16 protein-coding genes and 1 tRNA gene are annotated in these 20,953 nt (G+C 68.4%); 11 read left to right on the forward strand and 6 right to left on the reverse strand.

The window, feature by feature from the left end:
• The first annotated feature begins 8 nt into the window (after positions 1 to 8).
• The 4 genes from hflC to B551_RS07630 all read left to right on the forward strand — a co-directional run bounded on the left by hflC (position 9) and on the right by B551_RS07630 (position 4,385).
• Positions 9 to 899, forward strand: a complete 891-nt coding sequence (hflC, locus tag B551_RS07615) for a protease modulator HflC (RefSeq protein WP_006577129.1) — start codon at positions 9 to 11, stop codon at positions 897 to 899.
• A gap of 202 nt (positions 900 to 1,101) precedes the next feature.
• Positions 1,102 to 2,253, forward strand: coding sequence for an ATP phosphoribosyltransferase regulatory subunit (locus B551_RS07620; protein ID WP_023263801.1), 1,152 nt, complete (start codon positions 1,102 to 1,104; stop codon positions 2,251 to 2,253).
• Between the two features lie 96 nt (positions 2,254 to 2,349).
• Complete coding sequence (locus B551_RS07625) at positions 2,350 to 3,690, forward strand: adenylosuccinate synthase (protein WP_006577130.1); 1,341 nt, start codon at positions 2,350 to 2,352, stop codon at positions 3,688 to 3,690.
• A 131-nt stretch (positions 3,691 to 3,821) separates the two neighbouring features.
• Positions 3,822 to 4,385 carry a phosphoribosyltransferase gene (locus tag B551_RS07630; RefSeq protein WP_006577131.1) on the forward strand — a complete coding sequence of 188 codons (564 nt, stop codon included), beginning with the start codon at positions 3,822 to 3,824 and terminating at the stop codon, positions 4,383 to 4,385.
• A gap of 198 nt (positions 4,386 to 4,583) precedes the next feature.
• Here B551_RS07630 and B551_RS07635 read toward each other — a convergent pair whose 3' ends face one another.
• The 3 genes from B551_RS07635 to B551_RS07645 all read right to left on the reverse strand — a co-directional run bounded on the left by B551_RS07635 (position 4,584) and on the right by B551_RS07645 (position 6,344).
• On the reverse strand, positions 4,584 to 5,204 hold the full coding sequence (locus B551_RS07635) for an NAD(P)-dependent oxidoreductase (RefSeq protein ID WP_006577132.1): 621 nt from the start codon (positions 5,202 to 5,204) through the stop codon (positions 4,584 to 4,586).
• Positions 5,205 to 5,307: 103 nt separating this feature from the next.
• On the reverse strand, positions 5,308 to 5,742 hold the full coding sequence (locus B551_RS07640) for an Rrf2 family transcriptional regulator (protein WP_006577133.1): 435 nt from the start codon (positions 5,740 to 5,742) through the stop codon (positions 5,308 to 5,310).
• 515 nt (positions 5,743 to 6,257) lie between these two features.
• Positions 6,258 to 6,344: transfer RNA gene (locus B551_RS07645), tRNA-Leu, on the reverse strand.
• A 70-nt stretch (positions 6,345 to 6,414) separates the two neighbouring features.
• Between B551_RS07645 and rnr the strand changes: the two genes are divergently transcribed.
• From rnr to B551_RS07660, 3 genes are all read left to right on the forward strand, one after another.
• The gene (rnr, locus tag B551_RS07650; protein ID WP_023263802.1) at positions 6,415 to 9,087 is read left to right on the forward strand and encodes a ribonuclease R; all 2,673 of its coding nucleotides are present in this window, start codon (positions 6,415 to 6,417) and stop codon (positions 9,085 to 9,087) included.
• Between the two features lie 379 nt (positions 9,088 to 9,466).
• Positions 9,467 to 10,213 (forward strand): 23S rRNA (guanosine(2251)-2'-O)-methyltransferase RlmB, encoded by a 747-nt coding sequence (rlmB, locus tag B551_RS07655; protein ID WP_006577134.1) that lies wholly within the window; start codon positions 9,467 to 9,469, stop codon positions 10,211 to 10,213.
• Between the two features lie 26 nt (positions 10,214 to 10,239).
• A complete protein-coding gene (locus B551_RS07660; RefSeq protein WP_023263803.1) occupies positions 10,240 to 10,983 on the forward strand; it encodes an NAD-dependent deacylase in 744 nt (247 codons plus the stop codon).
• Positions 10,984 to 11,026: 43 nt separating this feature from the next.
• Here the strand turns inward: B551_RS07660 and tal are convergent, their stop codons facing one another.
• Positions 11,027 to 11,980 carry a transaldolase gene (tal, locus tag B551_RS07665; protein ID WP_006577137.1) on the reverse strand — a complete coding sequence of 318 codons (954 nt, stop codon included), beginning with the start codon at positions 11,978 to 11,980 and terminating at the stop codon, positions 11,027 to 11,029.
• A 205-nt stretch (positions 11,981 to 12,185) separates the two neighbouring features.
• Between tal and rpiA the strand changes: the two genes are divergently transcribed.
• The gene (gene rpiA, locus B551_RS07670; protein WP_006577138.1) at positions 12,186 to 12,872 is read left to right on the forward strand and encodes a ribose-5-phosphate isomerase RpiA; all 687 of its coding nucleotides are present in this window, start codon (positions 12,186 to 12,188) and stop codon (positions 12,870 to 12,872) included.
• 204 nt (positions 12,873 to 13,076) lie between these two features.
• Here rpiA and B551_RS07675 read toward each other — a convergent pair whose 3' ends face one another.
• Together B551_RS07675 and argA are read right to left on the reverse strand one after the other, a co-directional pair.
• Positions 13,077 to 13,349 (reverse strand): oxidative damage protection protein, encoded by a 273-nt coding sequence (locus B551_RS07675; RefSeq protein ID WP_006577139.1) that lies wholly within the window; start codon positions 13,347 to 13,349, stop codon positions 13,077 to 13,079.
• 115 nt (positions 13,350 to 13,464) lie between these two features.
• Positions 13,465 to 14,958, reverse strand: coding sequence for an amino-acid N-acetyltransferase (argA, locus tag B551_RS07680; protein WP_023263804.1), 1,494 nt, complete (start codon positions 14,956 to 14,958; stop codon positions 13,465 to 13,467).
• A 23-nt stretch (positions 14,959 to 14,981) separates the two neighbouring features.
• Between argA and hrpA the strand changes: the two genes are divergently transcribed.
• The 3 genes from hrpA to B551_RS07695 form a co-directional block, all read left to right on the forward strand.
• Positions 14,982 to 19,106, forward strand: coding sequence for an ATP-dependent RNA helicase HrpA (gene hrpA / locus B551_RS07685; protein ID WP_023263805.1), 4,125 nt, complete (start codon positions 14,982 to 14,984; stop codon positions 19,104 to 19,106).
• Between the two features lie 199 nt (positions 19,107 to 19,305).
• The gene (locus B551_RS07690; RefSeq protein WP_023263806.1) at positions 19,306 to 20,295 is read left to right on the forward strand and encodes a cytochrome D1 domain-containing protein; all 990 of its coding nucleotides are present in this window, start codon (positions 19,306 to 19,308) and stop codon (positions 20,293 to 20,295) included.
• 253 nt (positions 20,296 to 20,548) lie between these two features.
• A partial coding sequence (locus B551_RS07695; protein ID WP_023263808.1) for a polysaccharide deacetylase family protein occupies positions 20,549 to 20,953 on the forward strand: 405 nt, incomplete at its 3' end.

Consider the following 20,953-nt stretch of genomic DNA (forward strand, 5'->3'; position numbering starts at 1 on the left):
GAACCGAGATGAACCGACTGATTTCCTATGCCATCGGCCTCTTCATCGTGTTGGCGATTGCCTCCTCGATGGTGTTCGTGGTCGACCAGCGGCAGTACGCCGTGGTGTTCGCCTTCGGCGAGATCAAGCAGGTGGTGCGCGACCCCGGCCTGCATTTCAAGCTGCCGCCGCCGCTGCAGAACGTGGTCTTCATGGACCGCCGCCTGCAGACCATCGACGTGGCCGCCGGCGAGCGTTTCCTGACCGCCGAGAAGAAGAGCATGATGGTGGACTGGTTCGTCAAATGGCGAATCACCGATCCGCGCAAGTTCTTCGTCGCCTTCGGCGGCAACCTGCGCGGCGCGCAGGACCGCATGACGCAGCGGATCGATGCCGCCGCGCGCGAGGAGTTCGGGCGCCGCACCGTTGCCGAGGTGGTCGCCGGCGAGCGCGACAAGGTCATGCAGAACATCCGCAACAGCATGACCGAGTACGGCCAGTCGGTCGGCGTCGAGATTCTTGACGTGCGCCTGAAGCGCGTCGACCTGCTGCCGGCGATCAGCGAATCGGTCTACCGCCGGATGGAAGCCGAGCGCAAGCGCGTCGCCAACGAGCTGCGCTCGACCGGCGCGGCCGAGGGCGAGAAGATCCGCGCCGACGCCGACCGCCAGCGCGAGGTGGTGCTGGCCGAGGCCTATCGCGAAGCGCAGAAGATCAAGGGCGAGGGCGATGCCCGCGCCTCGCAGATCTACGCCGACGCGTTCGGACGCGATCCGCAGTTCGCGCAGTTCTGGCGCAGCATGGAAGCCTATCGCAACACCTTCCGCGACAAGCGCGACGTGCTGGTGCTGGAGCCGGACTCCGAGTTCTTCCGCTACATGCGCTCGTCGGGCGGCGCGCAGACGGCGACCCGCCGCTAGCGAGCGTGCCGGCCTCCGCAGTGCGACAGCCCGGTCTTCGGTGAGTGCGTCAATGCGGTAGTCCGCTGTGCCCGAACCCCGGCTTGCCGGGGTTTTGTTCGCTCGCAGGACGGTGCGCCATCGGCGCCGTCCGCTGACCGATGCCCCTTTTGTGCGAGCCGCCCGCGCCCGGCCCGCGATCCACACGAATCTGAGAAGCACCATGTCCAACCACTGGCTCCTGCCCGAGAACATCGCCGACGTGCTGCCGTCGGAGGCCCGCAAGATCGAGGAGCTGCGCCGCCGCATGCTCGATCTGTTCCGCACCTACGGCTACGAGCTGGTGATGCCGCCGCTGCTGGAATACATCGAGTCGCTGCTGACCGGCACCGGCCACGACCTGGACCTGCGTACCTTCAAGCTGGTCGACCAGCTGTCGGGCCGCACCATGGGCCTGCGCGCCGATATCACGCCGCAGGTCGCCCGCATCGACGCGCACCTGCTGAACCGTCCCGGCGTGACGCGGCTGTGCTATGCCGGCAACGTGCTGCACGCGCGCCCGGCGGGCTTTCACGCGACGCGCGAGCCGATCCAGGTCGGCGCCGAGATCTACGGCCATGCCGGTCTCGAGGCCGACGTCGAGATCCAGAACCTGATGCTGGCCGCGCTGCAGTCGGCTGGCCTGGGCGAGGTGCGGCTGGACCTGTGCCACGCGGGCATCGTCGCGGCGCTGCTCGACGGCCTGCCGCCGGCGCGCAGCAACGAGCAGGCACTGTTCGATGCGCTCGAGAACAAGGATGTGCCGGGCCTGCGCGAGCTGACCACCGGATTCCCGCAGGTCGAGCGCGACGCGCTGCTGGCGCTGCCGACGCTGTACGGCGGCCCCGAGGTGATCGAGCGGGCCCGCGCGGTGCTGCCGGCCAGCCCGGCCATCGGCCGCGCGCTGGACGAGCTGGCCTTCCTGGCCGGCGAGGTGCGCGGCGCCACGGTCAACATCGACCTTGCCGATCTGCGCGGTTACCACTATCACAGTGGAGTCATGTTCGCCGCCTACGTGGCGGGCCTGCCCAACCACGTTGCCCGCGGCGGCCGCTACGACAAGGTGGGCGAGGCCTTCGGCCGCGCGCGTCCGGCCACCGGCTTTTCGCTGGACCTGCGCGAAGTGGCGGCGCTGTCGCCGGTCGAGGTGCGCGCGCTGGCGATCTTCGCGCCGTGGGACGCCGATCCCGCGCTGCGCACCGCGATCGCGGCGCTGCGCGAGGGCGGCGAGATCGTGATCCAGTCGTTGCCGGGCCACACGCACGAGCTCGACGAGTTCAATTGCGACCGCCAGCTGGTGCGCGACGGTAGCCGCTGGGTGGTGGTGCCGCGCTGAGCGCCGGTTCGCCCGACTGAGCGGTTCTCCCCGCAAAATCGGGGATCGGCCCGCAACAAGAGTAGAATACGTTTTTAACCTTCTGACCAGTTCAACATGTCCGCTTCAGCAGTAAGCCAGGGACGCAACGTCGTCGTGATCGGCACCCAGTGGGGTGACGAAGGCAAAGGAAAAATCGTCGATTGGCTTACCGATCATGCAAAGGGCGTGGTGCGGTTCCAGGGTGGCCACAATGCCGGCCACACGCTGATCATCGGCGGCAAGAAAACGATCCTGCGGCTGATCCCGTCGGGGATCATGCGCGAAGGCACCGTCTGCTATATCGGCAACGGCGTGGTGCTGTCGCCCGAGGCGCTGTTCCGCGAGATCGAGGAACTGGAAGGGGCCGGCCTGCAGGTGCAGAACCGCCTGCGCATTTCCGAAGCGGCCACGCTGATCCTGCCGTACCACGTGGCGATCGACAAGGCGCGCGAGCTGCGCCGTGGCGCCGGCAAGATCGGCACCACCGGCCGTGGCATCGGCCCGGCCTATGAGGACAAGGTGGCCCGCCGCGCGCTGCGCGTGCAGGACCTGTTCGATCCGCAGCAATTCGCCGAACGCCTGCGCGAGAACCTGGACTTCCACAACTTCATGCTGACCCAGTACCTGGGCGCCGAGGCGGTGGACTTCCAGCAGACGCTGGACGAGGCGCTGGCCTATGCGCCGCGCCTGGCGGCGATGGTCGCCGACGTGTCGGCCGAGCTGTACGCGGTCAACGCCGCCGGCCAGAACCTGATGTTCGAGGGCGCGCAGGGCACGCTGCTCGACGTCGATCACGGCACCTATCCGTTCGTGACCTCGAGCAACTGCGTGGCGGGCGCCGCCACCGCGGGCGCCGGCGTCGGTCCGGGCCGGCTGCACTACATCCTGGGCATCACCAAGGCCTATTGCACCCGCGTCGGTGCGGGCCCGTTCCCCAGCGAGCTGTACGACAACGACAATCCGCGCCGCCAGGATCCGGTCGGCGTGCGCCTGGCCAATGTCGGCAAGGAATTCGGCTCGGTCACCGGCCGCCCGCGCCGCACCGGCTGGCTCGATGCCGCCGCGCTGAAGCGCTCGGTGCAGATCAACGGTGTGTCGGGCCTGTGCATGACCAAGCTGGACGTGCTCGACGGTCTCGATACGATCCGCCTGTGCGTCGGCTACACGCTGGACGGCAAGCAGATCGACATGCTGCCGCGCGGCTCGGACGCCGTGGCGCGCTGCGAGCCGATCTACGAGGACTTCGCCGGCTGGAACGAATCGACGTTCGGCATCAAGAGCTGGGACGCGTTGCCCGAGGCCGCGCGCCAGTACCTGAAGCGCATCGAGGAAGTGGTCGGCATCCCGATCGACATGATCTCGACCGGTCCGGACCGCGACGAAACCATTCTGCTGCGCCATCCGTATCTGGTCTGATTCGGTGATCTGATCCGGCGCGAGCCGCGGCAAACCGCGGCCTTCGATGGAATGACGGCCCGCGCAAGCGGGCCTTACTGTATCCCGCGCACGGGAACCCCCTATTACAAAGCAGCGACGAAGAGCAAGCGATGACCCTGCCCCAGAACGATGACGAAAACCTGTGGATCTCGTGGGACGAATACCACCGGCTGATTGCCCGCCTGTCACTGAACGTGCACGAGTCGGGCTGGCGTTTCGACAAGATCCTGTGCCTGGCGCGCGGCGGCCTGCGCGTCGGCGACCAGATGTCGCGCATCTTCGACGTGCCGCTGGCGATCCTGGCCACCAGCAGCTACCGCGAGGCGGCCGGCACGGTGCAGGGCGATCTCGATATCGCGCAGTACATCACGATGACGCGCGGCGAGCTCAGCGGGCGCATCCTGCTGGTCGATGATCTGGTCGACTCGGGCGTGACGCTGGAGCGCGTCGGCCGCCATCTGCAGGAGCGCTATCCCGCGGTGACTGAAGTCCGTTCGGCGGTGCTGTGGTACAAGGCGTGCTCGAAGGTCAAGCCCGACTATCACGTCAGCTTCCTGCCGACCAATCCGTGGATCCATCAGCCGTTCGAGGAATACGACACGCTGCGTCCGCACAACCTGGCCGCCTGGCTCAAGCGCGGCAAGCGGGCAGAGGGCGAGGGCGGTCAGGGCTGAATTTTTTGACCGGTTCAAACCACCCCCTCTTCCCAACCCTCTCCCCCTGAGGGGGAGAGGGAGAACCCAATCGGCGCGAATCGACGCTTGTCGGTTTTTTTTCCCCTGAGGGAAGAGGCGAACCCAATTGGTTTTCTACCCCTCCCGCTTGCCGGAGAGGGGCCGGGGGAGAGGGCAGCGCACCTGTTGCGTTTCTCTTCAATACCCCACCGTAAACCGCTCGCGCGAATGCGCGTGCCGCTCCAGCTCGTCGACCAGCGCGACGGCGAAGTCCTCCATCGAGATCCAGCTCTTGCCGTTGGCGTCGGCCAGCAGCTCGTCCTTGCCGACGCGATAGCTGCCGGTGCGCTGGCCTGGCTCCAGCAGCGCGGACGGTGACAGGAAGACCCAGTCCAGCTCGTTTTCTCCCCGCAGCGCATTCAGGAAGCCGCGGCCGGCCAGCGCCTCGTCCTTGTAGGCCGCCGGAAATTCAGGCGTGTCGACCAGCTGCACGCCGCGTGCGACATACAGACTGCCGGCACCGCCGACCACCGCCACGCGCTTGACGCCGGCCTGGCGGGCCAGTCGCAGCAGCGGCTCGGGCCCCGCCTGCGCGAAGCGCACCGCGCTGACCAGGGCGTCATGACCGGCCAGGGCCGGCGCCAGCTTTGCGGTATTGGCCCGATCGGCGATATCCGCGTCCAGCCGTTTCAGGCCTGGACGATCCGCCAGCGTGCCGGCGTGGCGAGCGATGGCGGTCACGGTATGGCCGCGGCGTAGCGCTTCGTCGGCGATGCGGCTGCCGACGCGTCCGGTGGCACCGAGGATGGCGATTTGCATGATGGAACTCCTTCACAGGTTGGCTTCGTGAGGAAGCAAAGAGAGATTCGCATATGAAACTACTTTGGTTACATATGCGGACAAAAAATATGCGGACAAAAAATCAGCGCCGCCGCGCGCGCGCCGATCGCTCGACGTCGGCCAGCATGCCGGCGATCGTCGTTTGCGCCAGGTTCTCCTCCATCGCGGCCTGCGCCCGGTCGGTGATGCGGGTCAGCGCGCCGGTGATCTCGCGCCCGACCATGCAGGCCGGATTCGGTGCGCCGGCATGCAGCCCGATCACGCTGTCCGACTCCACCGCGCGGAACACATCGCGCAGCGTGATCGTGTTCGCGGCCCGTGCCAGCGAGGCGCCGCCCGCCGCGCCCATCGCGGTGCAGACCAGTCCCGCCTGCGCCAGCACGCCGATCAGACGGCGAATCAGCGCGGGATTGGTGCCGACGCTGCCGGCGATCAGCGACGAAGGCAGCGGCTCGTCGGCGCTGGCCAGCAGGGTCAGGATATGGACGGCAACGGCGAATCGGCTGCTGGTGGACATGGCGGAGAACGAATAAGTGAAACCATCGTAGTTACATATAATCCGACTGTCAACCGCGGCGGAAAACGATGGAGGGAAGGGCGCCGGGCGATCGGCGGGCGATCGGCGGGCAAGCGGCCGGCAAGCGATGCAGACACGAACTCGACAGAATGCCGGAAGCGCCACTGAAGCTGATACACTGCGCGTTGATGCCGAGGCGCGGCGATGACGGTCGTGCCCGGCGCAAGGGGCGGCGCAGTCGCGCGTCGGTTCGGCCGGTTGGTTTGGTCGGTTCGAGCGGTTGCCAGCGCGCCGCAAGCAGTGAAAGATGGTCGTCGGCCGCGCAAGGTCGGCACATGGTCGGAATTCGTCGGGACGCGATCCCGGGGATCCGGGGCAACCGGCGCTCGCGGCGCCGAACTGGAGCGCCAATGGCCCGATCAAAGCAGAACGCGCAAGCGATCCGGATGGAAACGCAGATGCACGCGGGAAAGAAAAAACCCGCAGCGCCGGAAAGCGATGCGGGTTTTTTGATCTGGTGCCCAGGAGAGGACTCGAACCTCCACAGTGTTGCCACCGCTAGGACCTGAACCTAGTGCGTCTACCAATTCCGCCACCTGGGCAGGTGTCGAAACAACCGAAGCGCTCATTATAGCGACGACAATCGATTTGTCAAATCCTCTTTAGAAGAAATTGAATCAGAACAACTATCCGATCCCGAGTCGGGAAGAAATCCTCGGCGTCCTGCGTACCTCCGGTTCGCCACTGTCGGCCGGCGACATCGCCAAGGCCCTCGCCGTCACGCGCAAGGAGCATGACGGCTTCCAGAAAAGGCTGGCCGCGATGGAACGCGACGGCCAGATCGAATTGAACCGCAAGGGCCGCTACGAGCTCGCCCATCAGCCCAATTTCGTGGTCGGCCGCGTGCAGGGCCACCGTGACGGGTTCGGCTTCCTGATCCGCGACGACGGCGAGGACGATATCTTCCTGCCCGAGCGCGAGCTGCAGAAGGCGATGCACAACGACCGTGCGCAGGTGCGCGTGATCGGCTACGACCGCCGCGGCCGTCCCGAAGGGCAGATCGTCGAGATCGTCGAGCGGGCCAACCGTTTCGTCATCGGCCGCCTGCTCAGCGAGGGCGGCGTGCTGGTGGTGGCGCCCGAGGACAAGCGCATCAGCCAGGACATCCTGATCCCGCCGCGGGCGCAGGGCAAGGCCAAGGTCGGCCAGGTCGTCAGCGTCGAGATCGTCGAATATCCGGACCGCTATGTGCAGCCGGTCGGCCGCGTGGTCGAGGTGCTGGGCGAGATCGACGACCCCGGCATGGAGATCGAGATCGCGGTGCGCAAGTACGGCGTGCCGCATACGTTCTCGCCGGGCGCGCAGAGCGAGGCCGCCGCGCTGCCCGACGAGGTGCGCGAGGCCGACCTGGACCACCGCATCGACCTGCGCGACGTGCCGCTGGTGACGATCGATGGCGAGGACGCGCGCGACTTCGACGACGCGGTCTATTGCGAGCCGGTCAAGATCGGCCGCGCCAAGGGCTGGCGCCTGATCGTCGCGATCGCCGACGTCTCGCACTACGTGCGTCCCGGCACGCCGCTGGACGCCGACGCGCTCGACCGCGCCACCTCGGTCTACTTCCCGCGCCGCGTGATTCCGATGCTGCCGGAGAAGCTGTCGAACGGCCTGTGCTCGCTGAACCCGCTGGTCGACCGGCTGTGCATGGTCTGCGATGCGGTGATCACCGCCAAGGGCGAACTGAAGGCCTACCAGTTCTATCCCGCCGTGATGCATTCGGCCGCGCGCCTGACCTACAACGAGGTCTGGGCGGTGCTGTCCAACACCAAGGGTCCGGAGGCCCACAAGCGTGCCGAGCTGGTGCCGCATCTGCAGAACCTGTACGAGCTGTACCAGGTCCTGCTGAAGGCGCGCCGCGAGCGCGGCGCGATCGACTTCGACACCACCGAGACCTATATCGTCTGCAATGCGCAGGGCAAGATCGAACAGATCCTGCCGCGCACGCGCAACGACGCGCACCGGCTGATCGAGGAATGCATGCTGACCGCCAACGTCTGCGCGGCCGACTTCCTCGAGCGCTTCAAGCATCCGGCGCTGTACCGGATCCACGCCGGCCCCAGCGAGGAAAAGCTCAAGGCGCTGCGCGAGTTCCTGAAGACCTCGGGCCTGTCGCTGGGCGGCGGCGACAAGCCGCAGGCCTCCGACTACGCCGAGGTCATGGACAAGATCAAGGCGCGTCCCGATGCGCCGATGCTGCAGACCATGCTGCTGCGCTCGATGCAGCAGGCGGTCTACAGCCCGGACAACATCGGCCACTTCGGCCTGGCTTACGAGGCCTACGCCCACTTCACCAGCCCGATCCGGCGCTATCCGGACCTGCTGGTGCACCGGGCGATCAAGGCGGTGCTGGCGCACACCAAGTACCAGCCGGCCTTCGCTCCGGGCACCGCGCTCAATACCGCGATCTCGCCGAAGGCCCGCCGCATGCAGGCCAAGGACGAGGCCGCGCGCGCCGAGAAGATGGCCGGCCGCGCGCGCCGCAACGAAGCGGTGTGGGACGAGCTCGGGCTGCATTGCTCGGCCAACGAGCGCCGCGCCGACGAGGCCTCGCGCGACGTCGAGGCCTGGCTCAAGTGCTACTTCATGCGCGACAAGCTCGGCAACGAGTTTGCCGGCACGGTGAGCGCGGTGACCTCGTTCGGCATCTTCGTGCAGCTCGACGAGCTGTATGTCGAAGGGCTGGTCCACGTGACCGAGCTGGGCAGCGATTACTTCGAGTACGACGAGGCGCGCAACGAGTTGCGCGGCCAGCGCACCGGCATCCGCTACCGGCTGACCGATCGCGTGCGCGTGCAGGTCTCGCGCGTCGACCTCGACGCCCGCAAGATCGATTTCCGCCTGGTGCAGGAGCCGTCGGCCAAGAGCCTGCGCGCGCGTCCGACCACCGAGCCGGCGCCGCATGTGCCCGCCGCGCATGCGCTGCCCGCGCGCAAGAAGGGGCGCCAGCTGGCGGCGCTGCTGGGCGGCACCTCCAAGCCCGAGGAGTCGTTCGACGAAACGCTCGATCGCGTGTTCGAGGAGCAACCGGTGTTCGAGGCGGTGATCACGCCGATCAAGGGCAGGCCGGAGGGCGGTACCGCCGGTAGTACCGGCAAGCCGTCCAGGCGCGCGGCCAAGCCCAAGCCGGCCGGCGCGGTGGCCAGGACGGCGGGCAAGGAAAGCGGCAGGGCGGGCGGCAGGGCGGGCGACAAGACCGCGGCGAAGTCGACCGCCAAGCGGGCCGGCAAGGCCGCCGGCAAGACGGCACGCAAGACCGCGTCGAAGAAGTCCACGCGGACGCGGTGAGCCAGGCGGGCGGTGGCGCATTGACCGCCGCTGCCTCTCCCCCGGGCCCCTCTCCCGCAAGCGGGAGAGGGGAGCAATACGGAAGCAAGACGGCGCGCCATCCGCGAGTGCGCCTCGTGCGAACGCCGCGATTTCCATAGGCCGCGCCCCCCGCAAGGCGCCGCCGTATGCAGACCTCACTCTCCTCTCCCGCAAGCGGGAGCGGAAAGCAAGGCGGTCCCCTCCGACTGCCGCTCATGCGGATGCCGTGAGCGTTTCCATCAGATTGAGCCCCGCATCGCGCCGCCGCATGCAGACCTCACTCCCCTCTGCCGCAAGCGGGAGAGGGGTGGGGAGAAGGGTGGGGGGAGGGCAAGCTCGGACGGGTACAATCCCGCCCATGGCCAAACAAAAACTTCTGATCGGCTTTCACGCCGTCACCGCGCGCCTGCGCCAGGACGCGGCCGGCGTTACCGACGTCTATATCGAGTCCAACCGGCGCGATCGCCGCATGCAGGACTTCATCCGCCTCGCCGAGGGACTCGGCGTGCGTCTCCATCCGGTCGATGCCGAACGCCTGCGCGGCATGGCGGGCACCGACCGCCACCAGGGCGTGGTCGCCCGCGCCGAGGACGTGTCGCTGGCGCTCAATCTCGACGAACTGCTCGACGGCATCGAAGGCACGCCGCTGCTGCTGGTGCTCGACGGCGTCACCGACCCGCACAATCTCGGCGCCTGCCTGCGCGTGGCCGACGGCGCCGGCGCCCATGCGGTGATCGCGCCCAAGGACCGCAGCGTCGGCCTGAACGCGACGGTGGCCAAGGTGGCCAGCGGCGCGGCCGAGACCGTGCCCTACATCACCGTGACCAATCTGGCGCGCACGCTGCGCGAACTGCAGGAGCGGGGCATCTGGGTGGTCGGTACCGCCGACGGCGCCGAGCGCACCGTCTACGACATCGACCTGAAGGGCCCGACCGCGCTGGTGATGGGCGCCGAAGGCGAGGGCATGCGCCGCCTGACCCGCGAGACCTGCGACGAGTTGGTGTCGATCCCGATGGCAGGCGGCGTCGAGAGCCTGAACGTGTCGGTCGCCAGCGGCGTCTGCCTCTATGAAGCGGTGCGCCAGCGCCGCGCCGTGGCGCGTTGAGCGGACGGTTCAATGAAGGGGGCGCGATGCTGATCGATGCCGCCGACCTGGCCGAGGCGCGGCGGCGCATCGCCGCCGCCAACGACATCCTGGTGCTGACCGGGGCCGGCATCTCGGCCGAGTCGGGCGTGCCGACCTTCCGCGATGCGCTGACGGGCCTGTGGGCCCGTTTCGATCCCGAGGAACTGGCCACCGAGGAGGCCTACCGCCGCCAGCCCGGCCTGGTCTGGGACTGGTATCAGCATCGCCGCGCGCTGGTTGCGGCGGCGCAGCCCAATCCCGCGCATCATGCGATCGTCGCTTTGGCCGCGCAGAAGAAGGTGACGCTGGTCACGCAGAACGTCGACGGCCTGCACCAGCGCGCCGGCAGCCCCGACGTGATCGAGCTGCACGGCAACCTGTTCGCCAACAAATGGCTGGACGGCTGCGGCCGCTGCGAGGCCGCGCCGGACGACGGCCGCAGCCCGCCGCGCTGCATCCATTGCGGCGCGCCGATGCGGCCCGGCGTGGTGTGGTTCGGCGAGGACCTGCCGCGCGTGGCGCGCTACCGCGCCGAGCATGCGGCGCAGACCTGCGATCTGTGCCTGGTGGTCGGCACCTCGGGCATGGTCTATCCCGCGGCCGGTCTGCCGGGCCTGGCCAAGGACCATGGCGCCGGCGTGATCGTCGTCAATCCGCAGCCGTCGGCGCTCGACGCGACCGCCGACCTGGTGCTGGCGGCACCGGCCGGCCAATGCCTGCCGATGCTGTGGGACGGGGCGGGCGCCTGACGCAAGGCCCGGCAGGCCCGCGGAGCCGCGCCCGCGCCCGTCTTCAGGAGAACGTCTCGGCGATCAGCCGTTCCAGCTTGATGGCATCCGCCGCGAACGCGCGGATGCCCTCGGCCAGCTTCTCGGTGGCCATCGCGTCCTCGTTCAGCTGCCAGCGGAAGGCCGGCTCTTCGCAATGGACGCGCGCGATATGGCCGGCCTGCGCATCGTCGACCGACAGCTTGCGCTCGACCGGCGCGGTGCTGGCCGCCAACTGCTCCAGCAGCTCGGGGCTGATCGTCAGCAGATCGCAGCCGGCCAGCGACAGGATCTGGTCGGTATTGCGGAAGCTCGCGCCCATCACCTCGGTCTTGTAGCCGAAACGCTTGTAGTAGTCGTAGATCTGCCGCACCGAATGCACGCCCGGATCGGCGTCGCCGCTGTTGGCGTCGGGATTCCACTTGTCGCCGGCCTGCTTGCGGTACCAGTCGAGGATGCGGCCGACGAACGGCGAGATCAGCTGGGCGCCGGCCTCGGCGCAGGCGACTGCCTGTACCAGCGAGAACAGCAGCGTCATGTTGCAGCGGATCCCCTCGCGCTGCAGCACCTCGGCGGCGCGGATGCCTTCCCAGGTCGAGGCGATCTTGATCAGCACGCGCTCGCGCGGCACGCCGGCGCGTTCGTACAGCGCGATCAGGCGGCGTGCCTTGTCGACGGTCGCGGCGGTATCGAAGGACAGCCGCGCATCGACCTCGGTCGACACCCGGCCCGGCACGATCTTCAGGATCTCGCCGCCGAAGGCGATCAGCAGCGCGTCCATCACGGCATCGACGCCGGCGTCGTGATGATCGCGCACGGCCTTCTCGAGCAGCGGCCGGTATTCGGGCTTCTGCACGGCCTTCAGGATCAGCGACGGATTGGTGGTGGCGTCCTGCGGCGTGTACTGCTTCATCGCCTGGAAGTCGCCGGTATCGGCCACCACGGTGGTGAACTGCTTCAGTTGCGCTAGCTGGTTCATGATGATTGCGTCGGACGGGAAAGGAATCGGAACGGGGCTGCCGCAGCGGGGCTGCATCGGTGCCGCATCGGTCCATTGTACCGGCCCATTGTGAGACCCCTGGCGGCCCGGGCGCAATCCGTTACACTACGCGGTTTCCGCAACCGACTTTTCCGGCGCCGCACCGTACCGCACTCGTCCGCGGCGGCGCCGAAGGCAGCAGGCAATGACTCAGGATGAACTGAAGGCGCAGGTGGCGCAGGCCGCCGCGGACTATGTCGAGAAGGAAGTCCCGGAAGGGGCGGTGCTCGGTGTCGGCACCGGTTCGACCGCCAACCTGTTCATCGATGCGGTGGCGCGCTTCAAGGACCGCTTCGCCGGCGCGGTATCGAGCTCCGAGGCTTCGACGCGCCGCCTGCAGCAGCACGGCTTCAAGGTGCTGGACCTGAACGAGGTCGACGAGATTCCGGTCTATGTCGACGGCGCCGACGAGATCGACGCCAGCGGCGCGATGATCAAGGGCGGCGGCGGCGCGCTGACGCGCGAGAAGATCGTTGCCTCGGTGGCGCGCACCTTCGTCTGCATCGCCGACGCCAGCAAGCTGGTCGGCGTGATGGGCCAGTTCCCGCTGCCGGTCGAGGTGATCCCGATGGCGCGCGCCGCGGTGGCGCGCCAGCTGGCGGCGCTGGGCGGCCAGCCGCGCCTGCGCATGACCAGGGAAGGCGGCATCTACAAGACCGACAACGGCAATGTGATCCTGGACGTCAGCGGCTTGGCCATTGGCGATCCGAAGGGCATGGAGCAGGCGATCAACCAGCTGCCCGGCGTGGTGACCGTGGGGCTGTTCGCACTGCGCGGCGCCGACGTGCTGCTGCTGGGCACGGCCGACGGGGTGCGGCGCACGGATTTCTGAGCCGATTCGTCAGCCCGCATAAACGACAAAGGCGCCAGGAAACCTGGCGCCTTTTTCTTTTCTCCGCTCGCGGGAGAGGGGCAGCGGAGAGGGCATTGGGCGGTCGTTATGCCGCAGCGGCTCGAAACCACCCCCTCGCCCCGACCCTCTCCCCCTGAGGGGCAGAGGGAGAACACCTACGGGATGTCGACGGCTGCAGCCGACTCAAGCCTGCGGCGGCACATACCCCGCCGCCTGGTCCGCGCCTTCGCCGAAGAAGTACTTCTCGGTCTGCTTCAGCAGATACTGCCGCGCACGCGCGTCGGCCATGTTCAGGCGGTTTTCGTTGATCAGCATGGTCTGGTGCTTGAGCCAGCCGGCCCAGGCCTCCTTCGACACGTTCTGCCAGATCTTCTTGCCCAGTTCGCCGGGCAGCGGCGGGAAATCGAGGCCCTCGGCCTCCTTGTTCAGCTTGACGCAATGGACCATGCGGGCCATGGGGAACTCCTTCTATCGTTCTGTTCGTGTGATCGCGGTGCGATGTCGTGGCGCGTTCGTCCGGCGGCCATTGTAGCGAAGCGGGCGCGTCCGCCGCGCGCCGCCCCTACCGCCCTTACAGTTTCTTCATCAGCACCATCGACTTGCGCTGCCAGTTGTACAGCTTGCGCTTGTCCTCGGGCAGGTCGTCGACGCTGGCGCGCACGAAGCCGCGCTTCAGGAACCAGTGCTCGGTGCGGGTCGTCAGCACGAACAGCCGTTCCAGCCCCAGCGCGCGGGCGCGCCGCTCGATGCGCTTGAGCAGCCGTTCGCCGTCGCCGGTGCCCTGGGCCTCGGGCGACACCGTCAGGCAGGCCATCTCGGCCATGCCTTCGCGCGGATACGGGTAGAGCGCGGCGCAGCCGAACAGCACGCCGTCGTGCTCGATCACCGAGAAGTTGGCGATGTCGCGCTCGATCAGATGGCGGCCGCGCGGCACCAGCGTGCCGTCCTGTTCGAGCGGCGCGATCAGCTGCACGATCGCGCCGACGTCGTCGAGCGTCGCCTCGCGCAGGCTCTCGAGGTCGGTGTCCGACACCATCGTGCCGACGCCGTCGTGCAGGAACAGTTCCAGCAGCACCGAGCCGTCCATGTCGAACGGGATCAGGTGCGCGCGCGGCACGCCGCCCTTCAGCGCCTTGACCAGATGCTGCAGGTAGTAGGCGACGTCGGGCGGCAGATGGTTGTTCTGCAGCCGTTCGACCGCGGTGCGCAGCGACATCTCCGGCATCAGCTTGCCGACCGGGTCCAGCACGCCCGGCACCTCGGTGATGAAGATCAGCTTGTCGGCCTTCAGCGCGGTCGCGGTCGCGCTGGCGACATCTTCCATCGACAGGTTGAAGGCCTGGCCCGTGGGCGAGAAGCCGAGCGGCGACAGCAGCACGATCTTGCCGTGCTGCAGCGACATGCGTACCGAGTCGCCGTCGATCTTGCGAACGAGACCGGTGTGCTGGTAGTCGGTGCCCTCGACGATGCCGACCGGGCGCGCGGTGACGAAATTGCCGGACACCACCGACAGCTGCGCCCCGGCCATCGGCGTATTGGGCAGGCCCTGGCTGAAGGCGGCCTCGATATCGAGACGCAGTTCGCCCGACGCTTCCTTCGCGCATTCGAGCGCGGCGTTGTCGGTGATGCGCAGGCCGTCGACGAAGCGCGACTCGACCTGGCGCAGCGCCAGCTGTTCCTCGACCTGCGGACGCGAGCCATGGACCAGCACGATCTGCATGCCCATCGCGTGCAGCAGCGCAACGTCGTTGACCAGCGCGTTCAGCATGCCGGCCTTGACCAGCTCGCCGCCGAAGGCGATCACGAAGGTCTTGCCGCGGAAGGCGTGGATATACGGCGCGACCGCGCGCAGCCAGTCGACGAACTGCTGGCGGTCCGGTCCGGGCGCGGCGCGCTCGGGCGTGGCCGGTGCCCTCGGCACGCTCGGCACATCGGCAGGGGTGGGGGGAACGGCCACGGTCGCAGCCGGAGGATCGAGCGCGTCGGCGGCGGGGTCGGGCAGGGGATCGCCGGCGGCGTCGTTGTGCGTGCCGGCTGTCGGGGTCGTGGCGGTTCTGGCGTTCATGGCGCGGATTATAATCCCCGCCAATGTCCGAACAACGCCCCGTCCCACCCGCAGCCCCGCGCCGCAGGCCGTCCCGACCGCAGTCCGCACGCCAGTCCCAGGGCCCATCGAAGAGCCGCTCCCAGGGCTCGTCCCAGGGTCCGACCGAAGACCAGGCTGAACGCAAGCCCGAACGCAAGCCCGAACGCCGCTTTGAAGGCCGGCCCGCGCGCCGCGCCGTGCTCGCCAATCCGCTGCCGCCGATCACCTTCCCTGAAGCGCTGCCCGTCTCGGCACGGCGCGACGAGATCGCGCGCGCGATCGAGCAGCACCAGGTGGTGATCGTCTCTGGCGAGACCGGCTCGGGCAAGACCACGCAGCTGCCCAAGATCTGCCTGTCGATCGGCCGCGGACCGGCGCGCGCCGATGCCGCCGGCGGCGAAGGGAAGGGCGAAGAGCATGGCGAAGAGACGGGCGAAGACCAGGGCAAGGACAAGGACGGTCAGCCCCGGCGCCGCGGCGGCCTGATCGGCCATACCCAGCCGCGCCGCATCGCCGCGACCTCGACCGCCAAGCGCATCGCGCAGGAGCTGGGCTCGCCGGTGGGCGAGCACGTCGGCTACCAGGTGCGCTTCAACGACACGATGTCGCCCGGCGCGTCGATCAAGCTGATGACCGACGGCATCCTGCTGGCCGAGACGCAGACCGATCCGCTGCTGCGCGCCTACGACACGATCATCATCGACGAGGCGCACGAGCGCAGCCTGAACATCGATTTTCTGCTGGGCTACCTGAAGGAGATCCTGCCGCGCCGCCCGGACCTGAAGGTGATCATCACGTCGGCGACGATCGACGCGCAACGCTTCGCCGAGCATTTCGGCAGCGGCGGCAAGCCGGCGCCGGTGATCGAGGTCAGCGGGCGGCTGTATCCGGTCGAGGTCCGCTATCGGCCGATCGCCGACGAAGGCGGCGCGAACCAGCGGGGTGACAAGGGCGACAAGGGCGACAAGGGCGACAAGGGTGCCAGGGCCGGCGATGGCCCGGCGAAGGCGGCCCAGGCGCGCGAGCGCGACCTGTACGACGGCATCGTCGACGCGGTCGACGAGCTGAGCCGGCTCGGCCCCGGCGACGTGCTGGTGTTCCTGCCCGGCGAGCGCGAGATCCGCGAGGCCGCCGAGGCGCTGCGCAAGCACCATCCGCCGCACACCGAGATCCTGCCGCTGTTCGCGCGGCTGTCGGTGCAGGAGCAGGAGCGCGTGTTCAAGCCGTCGAACGCGCGCCGCATCGTGCTGGCCACCAACGTCGCCGAGACCTCGCTGACGGTGCCCGGCATCCGCTATGTGGTCGACACGGGCCTGGCGCGCGTCAAGCGCTATTCGTATCGCAACAAGGTCGAGCAGTTGCAGATCGAGCCGATCTCGCAGGCGGCCGCCAACCAGCGCGCCGGCCGCTGCGGCCGCGTCGCCGACGGCGTCTGCATCCGCCTGTACGACGAAGCCGATTTCGCCGCGCGCCCGCGCTTTACCGATCCCGAGATCCTGCGCTCGTCGCTGGCCGCGGTGATCCTGCGGATGAAGGCGCTGCGCCTCGGCGCGATCGAGTCGTTCCCCTTCATCGAGCCGCCGCTCGGGCGCGCGATCGCCGATGGCTACCAGCTGTTGCAGGAGCTCGGCGCGGTCGACGAGGCCAATGCGCTGACGCCGCTCGGCAAGCAACTGGCGCGCCTGCCGCTGGACCCGCGCGTGGCCCGCATGATCCTCGCCGCGCGCGACCAGCATTGCCTGCGCGAGGTGCTGATCATCGCCAGCGCGCTGTCGGTGCAGGATCCGCGCGACCGGCCGCAGGAGGCGCAGGAGGCCGCCGACCAGGCGCACCGCAAGTTCATGGACGAACGCTCGGAATTCCTCGGCTGGGTCAAGCTGTGGAAGTGGTTCGAGGACGCGGTCGCGCACAAGAAGAGCAATCGCCAGCTGCAGGACCAGTGCCGCGCCAACTTCCTGTCGCATCTGCGGCTGCGCGAATGGCGCGACGTCCATTCGCAGCTGCTGACCACGGTCGCCGAGCAGGGCTGGAAGCTCAACGACAGCGAGCCGACCTACGAGCAGGTCCACAAGGCGCTGCTGACCGGTCTGCTGGGCAATATCGGCCAGAAGCTGGACGAGGCCGACGGCCGCGGCCGCGAGTACCTTGGCGCGCGCGGCATCAAGTTCCACCTGTGGCCGGGCTCGCTGGTGGCGCGCAAGATGGGCCGCTGGCTGGTCGCCGCCGAGCTGGTCGAGACCAGCCGGCTGTTCGCGCGCACGCTGGCGCGCATCGAGCCGGACTGGCTCGAGCAGGTCGGCCGCCATCTGCTGAAGGTCAGCTGGAGCGATCCGCACTGGGAGAAGAAGGCCGGCCAGGTGCTGGCGATGGAGCGCGCCACCCTGTACGGGCTGACGGTCTACCAGCATCGGCGTGTGCACTACGGCCCGATGAATCCGCGGGAGGCGCGCGAGCTGTTCATCCGCCGCGCGCTGGTCGAAGGCGAGTTCGATACGCGGCTGCCGTTCTACGCGCACAACCAGCGGCTGGTGCGCGAGATCGAGAACCTCGAGCACAAGGCGCGCCGGCAGGACGTGCTGGTCGACGACGAGCTGATCTACGCGTTCTACGACCGCCATATCCCGGCCGACATCCATCAGCAGACGCAGTTCGAGCAGTGGTACCAGAAGGAGAGCGCGGGCGACCGCAAGCTGCTGTACCTGAACCGCGAAGAGCTGATGCGGCACGAGGCGGCCGGCATCACCACCGACCTGTTCCCGAAGACGCTGAACGTCGCCGGCGTCGACATGGGTTTGAGCTACCACTTCGAGCCCGGCAGCCACCGGGACGGCGTCACGCTGACGGTGCCGCTGTACGCGCTGAACCAGGTTCGGCCCGAGCGCGCCGACTGGTTGGTGCCCGGCATGATCAAGGAGAAGGTGCACCTGCTGCTCAAGTCGCTGCCGCAGAAGCTGCGCCGCCACTGCGTGCCGCTGCCCGACTATGCGGCGGGCTTCGTCGAGCGCCGGCCATTCGGCGAGGGCGAGCTGATCGACGTGCTGATTGCCGATGTCCGCGAGCAGACCGGCACGATGATCCGGCGCGCGGACTTCAAGCTGGAGACGCTGCCGGCCCACCACTTCATGAACTTCAAGGTGGTCGACGAGCACGGCCGCCAGCTCGACATGGGCCGCAACCTGGCCCAGCTGCGCGCCGAACTGGGCGGGCAGGCGCAGCAGTCGTTCCAGAGCCTGGTCGCGCGCGAGGCGCCGGTCGCCGAGGCGGCGCAGTACGAAGGGCTGACCGGGTGGACCTTCGGCGAGCTGCCGGAGTTGCTGGAGATCCGCAAGGGCAACCGCACGCTGTTCGGCTACCCGGCGCTGGTCGACCGCGACACCCACTGCGACGTCGAGGTGTTCGACGACCCGCAGGAGGCCGAGCGGCTGCACCATGCCGGGCTGCGGCGGCTGTTCGCGCTGCAGCTGCGCGAGCAGGTCAAGTTCGTGCAGAAGAACATCCCCGGCCTGTCGCAGATGGCGATGCAGTACATGACGCTGGGCACGCAGGACATGCTGCGCGACCAGATCGTGACGCTGGCGCTCGAGCGCGCCTGCATGCAGGCGCCGCTGCCGCGCAACGAGGCGGAGTTCGCCGCGCGCAAGGAGGAGGGCCGCGGGCGGCTCGGCCTGCTGGCGCAGGAGATCGCCCGGCTGGCGGGCACCATCCTGGCCGAGTACGCGGCGCTGCCGCGCAAGCTGCTGCAGGCCAAGCCCTTCGCCGCCGCCCACGCCGACATGCAGGCGCAGTTGTCGCAGCTGATGGGCAAGCATTTCCTGGCCGAGACGCCGTACGACAGGCTGGTGCATTTCCCGCGCTATCTGAAGGGCATCGCGATGCGGATCGACAAGCTCAAGGGCGATCCGTCCCGGGATACCCAGCGGCAGCAGGAAATGGCGCCGCTGCTGCAGCAGTGGCAGCGCGCGGACAAGCAGCGGCGGCAGGCCAGGGGCGGCGAGGACGCGCGGCTCGAGGAATTCCGCTGGATGCTGGAGGAGCTGCGCATCGCGCTGTTCGCGCAGGAATTGCGAACGCCAGTGCCGATGTCTGTCAAGCGTCTGCAGAAGGTGTGGGAGTCGATGCAACGGTAGGGCGGGTGGCGCACGATTTTGGCGCGCCCGGTCATCGAAACGGTGGGGCTCGACGTTAGAATGCGTGGGCCTTGGCGGTCGCATTATCCGGGGGCAACCGGACCCTCCGGACCGTGCCCTTCCGCCTGATCCGTTTCCTTGTTCCTACCTTTCGCCGACCGTTCCGAACGGTCCGCCAACCGTTCCGTTCGCCGTGTCTATGCCCGCCTTTCGCCGTGTCGTCGCTGCCTGTCTGACCTGGGCCTGTCTTGGCGCGGCGGCATTGCCAGCCCTGTCGGCCCATGCCGAAGTCGTCGTGGTACTTAATTCGGGTGACGCAAGCGTTACCCTGATCGACCGCGACAGCCAGAAGGTGCTGGAGACCTTTCCGGTGGGCAAGGAGCCCCATCACCTGATCGCCACGCCCGACGATCGCTCGCTGATCGTCGCCAACGCGGTCGGCAACGACCTGGTCTTCCTCGATCCGGTCAGCGGGCGGGTCCAGCAGCGCGTGCCGGACATCGACGATCCCTATCACATCGGCTTCTCGCCGGACCAGAAATGGTTCGTCGTCACCGGCAACCGGCTCGACCGCGTCGACCTGTACCGCTGGGACGGGCGCGCGCTGAAGGCGGCGAAGCAGCTGCCACTGGGCCGCACGCCCAGCCATATCGCCTTCACCGCCGACAGCCGCATCGCCTTCGTGACGCTGCAGGACTCGAACGAGGTCGCGGCGATCGACCTGCCGACGCAGACGCTGCTGTGGCGCATGGAGGCCGGTTCGGCGCCGGCCGGTATCTGGATCACGCCGGACCAGCGCTATCTGCTGGTCGGCATGACCGGCGCCGACTATGTCGCCGTGATCGACTGGCGCACGCGCGCGGTGGTCAAGCAGATCCAGACCGGCAAGGGCGCGCACAACTTCCGCGCGCTCGGCGACAAGCGCCATCTGCTGCTGACCAACCGCGTCTCCGGCACCATCAGCATCCTGGACCAGCAGACGCTGACCAAGGTCGGCGACATCACCGGCCTGCCGCCGGGACCGGACGACATGGAACTGGCCGCCGACGGCAAGACGCTGTGGGTCACCTTCCGCTGGGCCCGGTCGGTCGGCGTGATCGACGTGCCGAGCCGCAAGCTGATCAAGACCATCCGCGTCGGACGCTCGCCGCACGGCATCTATTTCCGCACGCGGGCGCCGCTGTATTGACGGGGGCGGTATGAGGCTAGGGAACCTGCTGCCGGTATCGATGCTCGCGGTTTTGTCCCCTCTCGCGTCCAGCGGGAGCGGGGCGGGGGAGAGGGCAAGCGGCGTGGGCTATGTCACCGCCGCCGGAAACCACCCCCTCTCCCCGACCCTCTCCCCCCTGGGGGGGAGAGGGAGGACCCCATCGTCAATCGAGAAACGCCGCGCCGGACGCAGTCGCACGATTGCCGCGTTGTTGACGTCCTGGCTGACGGTCATGTCGCCCACCGCCGATGCCGCGCCCGACGACTGCCGTGCCGGCACGCTGTACCTGACCTTCGACACCGGCAGCATGAGCCAGGCGCAGCTGATCGCCGACGTGCTGCGCCGCCAGCGCGTGCGCGCGACCTTCTTCCTGGCCAACGAGCCGACCGTGCGCGGCGACCATTCGCTCGATCCCGGCTGGGCGCCGTACTGGAAGGCGCTGGCGGCCGACGGCCACGTATTCGGCTCGCACACCTTCGACCACGTGTACCTGCGCAGCACGCGCGGCGGCAAGGTCGTGATGCGGCCGCAGTTCGGCCCGAAGGCCGGCCAGGACATCGCAATGGACCAGGCCGCCTTCTGCGCCGAACTGGACCGCAGCGCCGCCGCGCTGCAGCGCCTGGCCGGGGTCGGCATG

Origin of the sequence: Cupriavidus sp. HPC(L) (assembly GCF_000307735.3) — a bacterium.
Taxonomy (GTDB): Bacteria; Pseudomonadota; Gammaproteobacteria; order Burkholderiales; family Burkholderiaceae; genus Cupriavidus.